The sequence below is a fragment of the Caballeronia sp. INML2 genome (assembly GCF_023631365.1).
Taxonomy (GTDB): Bacteria; Pseudomonadota; Gammaproteobacteria; order Burkholderiales; family Burkholderiaceae; genus Caballeronia; species Caballeronia turbans.
On record NZ_JALQDH010000126.1, the window covers coordinates 1 to 11,745 of the forward strand.

Here is an 11,745-nt window from a genome sequence, read left to right on the forward strand (position 1 = left end):
GTGACGAGGCCCGTCGCGGGCACGTAGCGCGTGACGAGCTCGCCATTGGCGATGACCATCTGCGTGAGCAGGCTCACGGCTCGTGCGCCGACGACGACCGGATCGAAACGGATCAGCGGTTGGCCGGTCGTGACGGCGTCGCCTTCCTTGACGAGCGGCGTAAAGCCTTCGCCGCGCAGCATCACCGTGTCGAGGCCGATGTGTATCAGCACCTGAAGCCCGCTTTCGCCCGTCACGGTGACGGCGTGCGCCGCACGATGCAACTGCGTGACCGTACCGGCAAACGGTGCGAGCAATTCGTCGGATGTCGGATCGATGGACACACCGTCGCCGACCATTTTTTGTGCAAAAACCGGATCGGGCACGGTGTCGAGTTGCACCATCACGCCGGATAACGGCGCCATCAACTCGATTCGTGCCATCCGCTGAGGAGCTTTCATATGAACGACTCCTTGTACCTTGACGATATGAGCTGAAACCGGCCTGAAATGAATCATAGGCAACGGCTTCATGATTCGCTGACCGAATGAATGCGCGTTCGCAAAAGCACGCCGTTTGTGCAGAGTCGTCCGCATTGATTCGGGTTCTGAAACGCCGGATTCCCGTTGGGGAGCACTGGCGGAAAAAAGCGCGCTATTGTTTCGCAGCAGTTCGATGGTTTCTAGAGACGACGCTCCAATTGCGTCGATCCGTCGCAGGCTTCGCTCCGCGATCCCATTAACCTTGTTAATTAGTAAATGCAAGCGAAAGGAGCGCGCATCATGATCTACCGCAACGAAGCTGAAGCTTATTGGGAGCCGCTATTAACGATCGCCCGCGACGAGCTCGGCATTGAATCATTCGATCCGATGGGCAAACCCAACGCCGACATACGCATGTGCCGCGTCGAGGACATCGGGCGGGCGCTCGAACGCGCCTATGATTTGGGTCTCCTGGTCGGACATACGGTGACGCGCGCCGAACGGGTGAATGGGCACTGCGTTTGAAGGTCGTCGTGATCGGTTCGTTCGCTGCCGTCGAAGCCGGCCGCAGCGGAGAATCGGCAAGCATGCCGAGGTCAAAACACGACATCTGTAAATAGCCAGAACACGACATTAGGATAAAGCCGCAACAAACCAAAAATACGCTAATTTGCATTATGTAAATCATGCCGCGCTAGGAAGCATGAGCCTGCACCAGGACGTCCCAGGGTGCGGGAGATGGAAAGATATCCTGCAGAAAGCCGACAAACGCTCTCACCGCCGGATTGCTGCGCCGGCTCTCGGGCCACACGGCATGCAGATGGAATCGGTCATAGGCGAACTCGTGCAGCACAGGTACGAGTTCGCGCCTTTGGACGTATGGCGCTGCGATATACGTCGTCGAAATTCCGATTCCGGCGCCTGCGGCCAGCGTCGCGGCAATCGCGTCGCTGACGTCGATAATCAAGGCCGACGCAGGCGAGAACTCAACGAGTTTGCCTCCCACGTCGAAAAGCCACGCGGCCTCCTGCCCCGTCGACTGATATCTGAAGTTCACGCAATCGTGCTGCAAGAGATCGTTCGGATGCTGCGGCACGCCTCGCTCCCGCAGATATTCAGGCGATGCGAACGCGCAAATCCGATGCGGTGCGAGACGGCGCGCGATCAACCGCGCGTCGCCGGGATTGCCGACTCGAATGGCGACATCCACGCCCTCCTCGATCAGATCGACGTAGCGATCGCTCAGGCGCACATCGACGGTCACTTTCGGATGCCGCCGGCGAAACGCCGGCAGTGCGGGCGCGAGGATGTTCACGCCGACGGGCAACGGCGCGGTCACCTTGAGCGTTCCGGCCGGCTCCGCGCGCGCAGCGGCGACGCCTTGCTCGATACCTTCCGCCTCGCGCAATAACCGTTGCGTGCGCTCCAGAAGATCCCGCCCCTCCGGCGTCAGCGTCAGCGAGCGCGTGGTCCGACTGAACAGCTTGAGTCCGAAGTGCTGCTCCAGCCGCTGGATGCTTTTGCTGATCGCCGATGGCGAAACGGATAGCGAACGCGCGGCGGCCGTATAGCTGCCAAGGGATGCGGCGCGCGCGAATGCGATCAGCCCAGTCAATCTTTCGATAGCGATTTGTTCCATGATGGCATCATTAAAGCGAATTGCTGCCCAATTATCAATCCAGGTTTCGCGAATTAACCTTCTCCCATCGACGCCAAACCGGCGAAGTCAAAAAGGAGAAGGACATGAACGCGAATACGAAAACGCAGGACGCACAGGCGGCAGCAGTCGCTCACCACGCACTCGCAGGCAAGACGGCACTCATTTTCGGCGGCACGTCGGGCATCGGGCTCGATGCGGCTCTTCAGGCGAAACGGGCGGGCGCGGCGGTCGTCGTGGTCGGGCGATCGGCGGATACGGCGCAACGCGTCGCCGCGCAGCATGGCTTCGCCGGATGGCGCGCGGCCGACGTGACCGACGCCGACGCTCTGCAGCAGGCGGTAAGCGACATTCCGAAGGTCGATCATCTGGTTCTGCTGACCGGCACCTTCGTCGCAGGGACGGTGCGCGAGGCCCACGTAGCGCATTTGCGGATCGCGTTCGAGGAACGCATCTGGGCGGCCGTGCACGTCATTCGCGCCCTGGGAGACCGCTTGAGCGCCGATGGCTCGATCACGTTCATCTCGGGCAGTCTCGCCGACCGTCCGAACGCCTACGGCACCGCAGTGCTCGCGGCGGCGTCGGCGGCTATGGAAGCGCTCGCGCGCGGCCTGGCCCTCGAACTGGCGCCGGTGCGCGTCAACACGCTGTCGCCCGGTCCGATCGACACGCCGATTCTGCGCAAGGCGCTCGGTGACGCGCGCGATACGGTCGTGTCGAATATGGAGAAAACCTTGCCGCTGCATCGTCTCGGCACCGCCAGCGAAGCCGGCGCGGGCGTGGTGTTCCTGATGACCAATGGCTTCATGAACGGAGCGACGCTCAACGTCGATGGCGGCGCGCGCCTCGTGTAACCGCAAAAGCCAACGGAGAAAGCCATGACCACGCTTTTCGACCCGATCCGGCTGGGCGACATCGAAGCGCCCAATCGCATCTTCATGGCACCTATGACTCGCGCGCGGGGTACGCGGTATCACTTGCCGACGACGATCATGGCGCAGTATTACGCCCAGCGCGCGAGCGCCGGACTCATAATCAGCGAAGCGATCGGTATCGCGCAGCAGGGGTTGGGATGGCCCTTCGCAACGGGCCTCTGGTCCGACGAACAGGTTGCAGGCTGGCTGCGCGTAACCGACGCCGTGCACTCGGCCGGCGGGCGCATCATCGCGCAGCTTTGGCACATGGGCCGCACCGTGCATCCCAGCTTCAATGGCGGCGCGCAGCCGTTATCGGCTTCGGGCACGACCGCGCCGGGACACGCGCATACCTATAGCGGCAAGCAGCCCCATGTCGCGGGCAGACCCATGCGCGCAGACGAAGTGCCCGCACTGCTCGACGATTTTCGCCGCGCTACGCGAAATGCCTTGCGCGCGGGATTCGATGGCGTGCAGGTGCACGCCGCCAACGGCTATCTGATCGATGAGTTCTTGCGCGACGGCACCAACTTGCGGGACGACGCCTACGGCGGCAGCATCGAAAATCGCGTCCGGCTGCTCAGGGAAGTCACGCAGGCCGTGATCGGGATAGCCGGCGCTGGCCGCACCGGAGTACGGCTCACGCCCAACGGCACGGACCAGGGCGTGCGCGACAGTGATCCGGAGCCCGTTTTTGTCGCTGCGGCTCGGACACTATCGGCGCTCGGCGTCGCGCATCTTGAACTTCGCGAGCCGCCGATGAACGGGATTTTGGCACTTCCGACCGGCCGCCCTTCGCGCCTGCCATCAGGAAGGCATTCGCAGACGTGTCCATCCTCAATTCGGACTACGGTCTCGATCGTGCGGCGGCGGCTATCTCCAGCGACGAGGCGGACGCATCGCCTTTGGCCGGCCGTTCATCGCAAATCCCGATTTGCCGCAGCGCTTTAGCGCAGGCGCTCCGCTGGCGGCCGATAAGGGCGTGTTGTGGTTCACGCAAGGGCCGGAGGGCTATCTCGACTACCCCGCTTTCGCCTGAACCGACGTTCACCGAGCCGTTCAAAGGAATGCAGCCTGATAGACCTTCGGTGTCACGCCAGTTTGTTGCTTGAACACGCGCGTAAAGTGCGACTGGTCCGCGAAGCCTGTTCGCGCGCCAACCTCCGAAAGGGATATGCCTTGACGAAGCATCGGCATCGCATTGCGTACGCGCGTCTGCTGCTGAAAGGCATGCGGACTCAGTCCCGTCTCGCGGACAAAGGCGCGCAGCAGGACAAAGGGCGTGACGTCGAACTCCGACGCGAGCGTCGACAAGGTCAACCTCGCATCCAAGTCCTGGCGCAGCCGGCGCTTTACCGTGCGCACGAGAGCCGGCTCGCTGCGCACGGCGGGCAAGCGCGCCGAGCGGCCCGCGTGCAGACCACATAACCCAATGACCGCGCAAGCCAGCGCTTCACTGCGCTTGAAGGGGTCGTCGTCCACCTCGGAACACCAGTTTATGCCGTAGAGATTGCGTGACAGTTGAGCGTCGATGATGAACGGGCTCGCGACGTCGAACCGGTCGCGCCGAGGAATGCCGAGCCGGTCACAGTAGGCGGCCAGCGCCGCGGGTTGCACATGTTCGACGCGCATTTTCCACTGGCCGTCTCCTGCCGCGGCGCCGGAATGCACGACATCGGCATCGATGACGATCACGTCGCCGGGGCGGCATATGCGACGCTGGTCCCGCACCTCGACCGCCAAAGCCCCGCCGGTGATCACCGCGAGGCAGTGCGTGTCGTGCGCGTGCGGAGGATACCGGTGGCCGACGAACCGGCCCTTGAGCATGACGGCGTCCATGACGTCTGGCGCGCGCCAGAGCTTGACCGAATGCGTCGGCGCTTTAGCTTTCATGATCGGACGAATCGCGAAGTGGCCGGAACACGTCATCATAGTCCTCGAGCCGCGGCATCGGGATACGCGGTTGCTCGTCGAGTCGATCGATAAAGTCGCGCCAGCGGGCCATCGTGGCCGACCGCTGCTCGTCGGTGCAGTACGGAACGTGCCACGCAAAGAACGGCTCGAGCACCTCGAAGCCCACATATCCCAACGTACCTTGCAGCAGATGGCGCAACATGCCGCCCGCAAGTTCGCCGTGGATACCCTGCTCACCGAACATGTGCTCCCGGCCGCCCAGCGTCACGCCGACCACCGCGCGCTTGCCGACCATGCCACCACGGCCATAAATGCGCTTTCCGCCGTACAGCGCGCCCGACAGGAAACAGCGGTCGATCCATCCCTTGATCAGCGCAGGCACCGAAAACCAGTAGAGGGGAAACACCAGCATGAGCGTATCGCTCGCGAGAAGCGCGTCGACCTCGCGCCGGACGCCGGACGCAAGCGTGTCGTGCACAAGCGCGTGGCGCTGCTCCAATGAATAGACAAGGTAGTCGACGTTTGCACGTTCGGCGAACTCGCTGGCACGAGCCACCGGGTCGAAGTCTAGTGCGTACAGGTCCGAAAAACTCACGTCGTCGCCACGCAACTCCATCAGGCGTCGGGCCTCGTGGGCCATTGCCGTGCAGAAGGAGCGCGGTTCCGGGTGGGCATGGACGACGTGAACTTTAGCCATGAGCGGTCGATGTCGAGGTGAGCGCCGGGATGAAGGTGTTCAGATGAGCGAGCTCGTTTTCGATTGCCTCTCGCGTCGACGAAGTGGCGCCCTCCAACAACAAGCGTCGCGTGGCCTGCAGCGCGCCCGGCGGTTTGGCGGCGAGGCACATGGCGTATTCGTTAGCCGCGTCGCGCACATTCGCGTCGGGTACGAGGCGCGAGACGAATCCATGCAGAAGGGCTTCGTCCGCGGCAATCGCGCGGCCGCTCAACAGCCAGTCGCGCGCCGTCAGATCGCCCACGCGGCGGGCCAGCAATGCCGTTGCGCCCGCTTCGGGAACGATGCCGAGATCGGCAAACGAAAAGCGGAACATCGCGCTCTCGCCGGCGACTACCCAGTCGGCGTGAAGTAGCATCGTGGCGCCGAATCCCACGGCCGGGCCATTGACCGCCGCCAGCAGCGGTTTCGTTTGCTCCGAAAACGCGCGGATGCAGCGTCTGACCACGCCGTCGGCGGGCTGTGGCCAGAGCGTTTTGAACGCGGCAGTGTCGTGGCCCGCGCAGAAGCTATCGGCGGTTCCGTGCAGCAGGACGCAATGCACGCGCATGTCGGACTGCGTCTGCTGCAGAGCATCGGCCAGTGCGGCGAACATCGCGGCATCGAGCGCGTTGCGCTTCTCAGGGCGGTCGATTCCGATGGACCCGATCCGTCCATCGAGTTGTGTCGTTATATTCGCTTTCATCATGCGAACAGCGAGAAACCACCGACGAGTTTGCCGATCCGGTTCTTCGAGCCGACCAGACCGATCGCCAGATATTGAAGCGATTCTTCGGGATGAGCCAGGACGGCATCGAGAAACGCGTTGTAGTCCGTGGTTGCCTGTCCTTGCACGGGAAAGCCCACGACGTCGCAATGCGCCAGCGACCGTTGACGCAATTCGCTCAATTGAAGCGATGTGGCCCTGAGCACCGGAATGCCGATAGGAATGAGTCCCGGATGTACCGCGCCATCGCGCCCGCGCAATGGCGCCCCGACGAGACGGCTGTGACGCTGGCCCAGCGTAAACGCCACGACTGCGGCTGCGTTGGACGCTTTCCCCGGCGGCAGCAATTCGTCCACGACGATGACACAACGCTCCGGCTTTTGCGTGGCTTCCGGTTCGTTGGACGTGCGAGTCTCGGTTTGCGAAAACACTGCCTCTCTCCAAAAAATAGTGATGGAGACAATGCTATGAGTTCCATTTCCAAAAGTATTGGACGATTTTGCAGCGGGTCGATGTAAGGCAATCGGACTGCACCGAAGCGCAACATCGAAACAAACGGCCTCGACAGTCGCTTGAGCCAGGCTTGCCACCTTGTCCTTCCTCGGCCTGGCAAGCGTCCTGGCCTATTCGGGCATCGGGCAATGCCCTGGTCCGCCTCGCTTGGCCGCAGTCGACCCTAACAGCCCTTGGCGTTTGCAAACATCGATGTCGACAGACCGGACCATTTCGGACATCGGTCACATTCTTTGCCTCATTCACGCATAGCGCCATTCGAAGCCTTCCGCGGTTCGCGTGACGGTTCCCGCCGACGTCTCGGCGAAATGCGCGGCGAATATCGTCGCGCCCGTATCCGCTGCATGCGCGAGCAGACGCGCTCGCGATGCACGCGCCTGCTGCTGGTCGAGACAGAACATCGAATTCCATTCCGGTCGATGCACCTGCACGGCGCTGTGCATCACGTCGCCGGAAAAGAGCGCCGTTTCGCCGCGCGAGCAGATTTCGATCGCCATGTGCCCGATGCTGTGGCCGAAGGTCGGCATGAAGCGGATGCCGTCGAGAATCTCTTCGCCCTCGTCCGGTACGACGCGCGCCTGACCCGATTCGATCACCGGCAGCACGCTGTCCTCGAACACCATACGACGCGATTCGCCTTCCGGCATGAAAAAGGAATCGCGTTCGCGCTCGCCGAAGACGTACGTCGCGTTCGGGAACACGAGCGCCCAGCGGCCATCTTGCCAATGCGTATTCCAGCCGACGTGATCGACATGCAAATGCGTGAGCAGCACGTAATCGATCTTCTCCCGCGCGAAGCCCGCTGATTCGAGCCGTTTCATCACGGGGTTATCGAGCTTGTCGAATAGCGCGCTGAATGGCCGCGACTTGCCGTTGCCGATTCCCGTATCGACGACGAGCGTCATGCCGTCGATTTCGACCAACCAGAGATGGGTCTTCAACTGCACGCGCGCATTGGCGAGGTCGAGCGTGTCGGTGGCGAAGCGCTCGCCGAGCGCTCGCCCGTCCTCGGCCGTCCACGCGGGAAACAGCCGGTCCGGTGCGAGCGCGAAGCACGTTTCATCGACGCGCGTGATGGTCGCCGCGCCGACATGATGCACTTGAGATGCGGATGTCATGGCGTCCGTTCTCCTGGTTTCAATGTGAGTTCGCAGCGCTCACCCGGCGAGTCGCCAATGCGTACAGAATCACGCTGATGAATGCCGAGGCGCCGCCGACGATCGCAAGCGACATGCCGAGGCTGGCGCCGGTCGCTCCGAGCCGCTCGTTCAGATAGCCGACCGACAGCGGACCCACGCCGCCGCTAATCGCATTCGTCATGAACACGAGCAGAGCCAGCGAACGGCCCCGCATGCGGTTCGGCACGGCAATCTGCAGCGGCACGGGCGCGAGTCCCATCGCGATACTGGCAGTCAATGCGCTGATGCCATAGAGCACGATGGCAAGCTCGCTGCTGGCGACGAGCGGCATGGCGACGGCGGCGGGCATCAGCAACGCAACGGCGCACGCGGAGAAGCCGAGCACCTTGCGCAACGCGGTGTCGTCGGTGACGCGCGTCGAAAGCAGGCCCGCGCATGCAACCCCCAGCATGCCGCCGATCATGTACGCGGGCGCGGCCATCTGTCCGACGACTTTCGGTGCGAGCTGAAAATGCCGCATCAGCAAGGTCGGAAACCACGCGGCGTGCGAATAGAACAGCGTGATCAACGCAACGTAGGCCGCGAAGTAAGGCAGGCAGAAGCGATTGCGCACGAACAGTTCGGCGAGCACGTCGCGCAGCGAAGGCATCTCGTCGTGCCTGCGCGCGCGCTGCATGTCCGCCTCGCGTCTCGCCGGTTCGCGGACCGTGAACGCCACGAGCGCCGCCAAAAGCAGACCGGGCAAGCCGACCGCAACGAACACCGCTTGCCACGGCTCAAAGCCTCGCGCGAGGAGCCATGCGTTGCCATCGCCCGTCGCCGCCGCCGAGAGCAACATGCCGCCGCCAAACAGCGCAGCGCCGCCGCCGACATACGGCCCGAGCATGAAGACACTGCTCGCGCGCGCCACGCGGCGCGGCGGAAAGATGTCACTGAAAATCGACAGCGCGGCGGGACTCAGCGCGGCCTCGGCGACAGCCGTGCCCGCACGCGCAAGGAGCAGTTCCGTGAAATTGGTCGCGAAGCCGCACGCCGCCGTCGATATCGCCCAGATGGCGATGCACGCGGCGATCAGCTTGACGCGATTTCCCCGATCGACGAGGCGCGCGACGAACACACCCGCCGTTGCGTAGCACATCGTGAACGAAAACCCTTGCAGCAAGCCGATTTGCGTATCGGAGAGCGCAAGCGACTGCTTGATCGGCTGCACGAGAATGCTGACGACCTGGCGGTCCAGATAAGAAAACGCAAAGCAGACGAAGAACAGCAGCACGATATACACGGGATGGCGCACGCTGTCGTAGGGCGTGATGCGTGCGGCGTCGGCGACGGGCCGGCTCGAAACGGGGTGATCGCTCATATGCGGTCTCCGGGGTTGATGGACCGGCTCAATCGGCGTGGGTTTCGGAAGCGAGCAGCGCGATGCAGTCGCCTGGTTCGACGCGCGCGAAAGTCCGCATGCACATCACGATGCCGTCGCCACGGAACGCGATATCGAGCGGTGCTTGCCACGGGCGATGCGGATCGAACAGGCGTCCGGCCAGTTGACCTCCGCGCACCTGATCGCCAAGCTTGAACGCCGGTTCGAAGACACCGGCAAGCGGCGAGTACACGTAATGACGCGCGCCTTCGACTCGCAGGAAGCGCGTCTTGCGGGGTGCCGCGGTATCGGCGTCCGGGATCACGCCGAGCCGCTGCAACACGCGCTGCAAGCCGCTCTCGACAATCCCGAGATTCGCGGCATCGCAGCCGGCGTGTCCGCCGAATTCGCCGCACAGAAAGAGCTTGCCGTGACGTTCGGCAGCCGCTGCCATCGTGCGGTCCTCGCCGAGCAGGTCCATGATCATCGTGTTCGGCGCGCCGAATTCGCGCACGAGGTCCATGTACAGCGCGCGCCGTTCGCGTTCGGCGGGCGGCGATGCAAGCAGTGTCGGCGCATGATCGAACGATGCGCCGCCCGCATGCAGGTCTATCGCGACGTCGGCGCGCGGCAGCAGTTCGGTTTCCACGTAGTGCGCGATCATCTCCGTCGGCTGGCCGTTGCGCGCGCCGGGGAACACGCGGTTCAGGTTGCCGCGATCGATCGGCGACGTGCGCGTGCCGTTGATGAATGCGGGGAAGTTCAGCGCGGGAATCACGATCAGGCGGCCACGTATCGTCATGGACTGCATGCGCTGCATCAGCTTCATCAGCGCGACGGGGCCTTCGTACTCGTCACCGTGATTGCCGCCCGTCAGCAGGAGGGTCGGGCCCGCGCCCGCGCCGGCATTGAGCACGGCGAGCGGAATGGGGACGTGTCCGTATGCCGAGCGGTCGTGCGAATACGGCAGACGCAACGTGCCCGTCTGAAAGCCCGTGCGTTCGAAGTCGATATCGGTAGCGATGAGAGAAGCGGATGTGGACATGGCGCGATCGGTAAAGAGCTTGGGGTGTCTTTACTATCGGCGACGAAAAAGCGTGCGGCCAATGCCGTTTTCTGCGGCGGGCGATGCCTGCGAGGCATCACCCGCCGGGCCGTCGAGCCGCTAGGCCAGCAGTTCGACGAAACGCTTCAGCGCGGGATTGGCCTCCTGCGCGACGAAACAGAATTCGAGCGGCAAAGGCACGGAGAGATCGCGCAATTCGACAAAGCGCACCCGGGCGGGCGGCCGGTCGCGATTCGCGGCATTGACGATGGCCGCGCCCATTCCCGCCGATACCAGCGAGAGAATCGCCGTTTCCGTCGATGCTTCCTGGCGGATATCGAGCGTGAGCCCCCGTTCGGCGCACGCTGCAAGCAGGCGGTCGTAATACGCGGGATAGACGCGGCGCGGAAACGCGATGAACGGCTTGCCGGCGAGTTCTCGCGCATCGACGGCGCCCGCGCTGCCTTGCTGCCACGATTCCGGCACCGCCAGCACGACGTTCTGGTCGAGCACATGCACGCTCGCGATGCCTTCGGGCAGCGCGCCGAAGCGATAGGCAAAACCGCCGTCGAGCCGCCCCGCAGCCAATGCATCGAGCTGTTCGGGCGTGTTCATCGGCGTGAGTTCGAGTGCGACATCCGGCGCGGCCTGTTCGAAGGCGCTCAGCGCGCGCGAAACGATGCCGCTCCACGCAGCGTTTTCGACGAACCCGATACGCAGATGCCCTTGCACGCCGGATGCGATGCGGCGCGCGAGCCGGTTCGCGGCATCGACGCGCCCGAGAATGCCGCGCGCTTCCGAAAGATACGCCTCGCCCGCCGGCGTCAGCTTCAGGCCGCGCGGCGTTCGCTCGAACAGCGTTGCGCCGATGGCGTCTTCGAGATCCTGAACCTGCCGGGATATCGCCGGTTGCGTCACGTGCAGGTGCTCTGATGCGGCCCGCACGCTGCGCAACTCGGCGACAGCGATGAAATAGCGAAGATGCCGAAGCTCCATGTCCTTTCCTGCGCGATCGGAGTGTCCAGTTGCCAGCACTCACTGCAATGATCTTGACATGCTTCGGTGCCGGAGCAAAGGCTTCCATCGAAGGACAAGTGGTGCGCCAATGGTCATTCCCCGCTCAACGATAGGTGCAAAGCCGGACGACATCTCTTGGAGGTTCCCGAGCGTACAGGGTCCAGTTCGTCGCGTGCTTAAGCCTTCGTCGTTGGTTGGACCGGCACTCGCGCCACCGGAATGGGCACCGGCCGCTTAAGCTGATGATGTGCCGCACACAGCATGGCATCCAAACGATGCGTGG

Annotated in this window: 13 protein-coding genes; 3 read left to right on the top strand and 10 right to left on the bottom strand. The window is 63.5% G+C overall.

Annotation, left to right across the window (positions count from 1 at the left end):
• Positions 1–440, bottom strand: a 440-nt coding sequence (locus NCT32_RS35215; RefSeq protein WP_250491401.1) for a PTS glucose transporter subunit IIA, incomplete at its 3' end; no start/stop codon positions are given.
• Positions 441–761: 321 nt separating this feature from the next.
• Here NCT32_RS35215 and NCT32_RS35220 point away from each other — a divergent pair.
• On the top strand, positions 762–986 hold the full coding sequence (locus NCT32_RS35220) for a DUF6900 domain-containing protein (protein ID WP_061117258.1): 225 nt from the start codon (positions 762–764) through the stop codon (positions 984–986).
• 169 nt (positions 987–1,155) lie between these two features.
• Here NCT32_RS35220 and NCT32_RS35225 read toward each other — a convergent pair whose 3' ends face one another.
• Positions 1,156–2,100: a LysR family transcriptional regulator gene (locus NCT32_RS35225; RefSeq protein WP_061116994.1), complete on the bottom strand. Its 945-nt coding sequence runs from the start codon at positions 2,098–2,100 to the stop codon at positions 1,156–1,158.
• A 104-nt stretch (positions 2,101–2,204) separates the two neighbouring features.
• Here NCT32_RS35225 and NCT32_RS35230 point away from each other — a divergent pair, with 104 nt between their 5' ends.
• Complete coding sequence (locus NCT32_RS35230; RefSeq protein ID WP_250491402.1) at positions 2,205–2,972, top strand: SDR family oxidoreductase; 768 nt, start codon at positions 2,205–2,207, stop codon at positions 2,970–2,972.
• Positions 2,973–2,996: 24 nt separating this feature from the next.
• Positions 2,997–3,983 carry an alkene reductase gene (locus tag NCT32_RS35235; protein WP_311394692.1) on the top strand — a complete coding sequence of 329 codons (987 nt, stop codon included), beginning with the start codon at positions 2,997–2,999 and terminating at the stop codon, positions 3,981–3,983.
• A 108-nt stretch (positions 3,984–4,091) separates the two neighbouring features.
• Here NCT32_RS35235 and NCT32_RS35240 read toward each other — a convergent pair whose 3' ends face one another.
• The 8 genes from NCT32_RS35240 to NCT32_RS35275 all read right to left on the bottom strand — a co-directional run bounded on the left by NCT32_RS35240 (position 4,092) and on the right by NCT32_RS35275 (position 11,441).
• Positions 4,092–4,964: an AraC family transcriptional regulator gene (locus NCT32_RS35240; RefSeq protein WP_250478512.1), complete on the bottom strand. Its 873-nt coding sequence runs from the start codon at positions 4,962–4,964 to the stop codon at positions 4,092–4,094.
• On the bottom strand, positions 4,915–5,643 hold the full coding sequence (locus tag NCT32_RS35245) for an NAD(P)H-dependent oxidoreductase (protein WP_061116991.1): 729 nt from the start codon (positions 5,641–5,643) through the stop codon (positions 4,915–4,917). The genes NCT32_RS35240 and NCT32_RS35245 overlap by 50 nt, the downstream gene beginning before the upstream one ends.
• Complete coding sequence (locus tag NCT32_RS35250; protein WP_061116990.1) at positions 5,636–6,370, bottom strand: enoyl-CoA hydratase-related protein; 735 nt, start codon at positions 6,368–6,370, stop codon at positions 5,636–5,638. Before NCT32_RS35250 ends, NCT32_RS35245 begins: the two co-directional genes overlap by 8 nt.
• The gene (locus NCT32_RS35255; protein WP_061116989.1) at positions 6,367–6,819 is read right to left on the bottom strand and encodes a DUF2000 domain-containing protein; all 453 of its coding nucleotides are present in this window, start codon (positions 6,817–6,819) and stop codon (positions 6,367–6,369) included. Before NCT32_RS35255 ends, NCT32_RS35250 begins: the two co-directional genes overlap by 4 nt.
• A gap of 324 nt (positions 6,820–7,143) precedes the next feature.
• Positions 7,144–8,019 (bottom strand): MBL fold metallo-hydrolase, encoded by an 876-nt coding sequence (locus tag NCT32_RS35260; RefSeq protein ID WP_061116988.1) that lies wholly within the window; start codon positions 8,017–8,019, stop codon positions 7,144–7,146.
• Positions 8,020–8,038: 19 nt separating this feature from the next.
• On the bottom strand, positions 8,039–9,400 hold the full coding sequence (locus NCT32_RS35265; RefSeq protein ID WP_061116987.1) for an MFS transporter: 1,362 nt from the start codon (positions 9,398–9,400) through the stop codon (positions 8,039–8,041).
• Between the two features lie 28 nt (positions 9,401–9,428).
• Positions 9,429–10,445: a succinylglutamate desuccinylase/aspartoacylase family protein gene (locus tag NCT32_RS35270; RefSeq protein ID WP_061116986.1), complete on the bottom strand. Its 1,017-nt coding sequence runs from the start codon at positions 10,443–10,445 to the stop codon at positions 9,429–9,431.
• A 120-nt stretch (positions 10,446–10,565) separates the two neighbouring features.
• Positions 10,566–11,441: a LysR family transcriptional regulator gene (locus NCT32_RS35275; protein ID WP_061116985.1), complete on the bottom strand. Its 876-nt coding sequence runs from the start codon at positions 11,439–11,441 to the stop codon at positions 10,566–10,568.
• Positions 11,442–11,745: the final 304 nt, after the last annotated feature.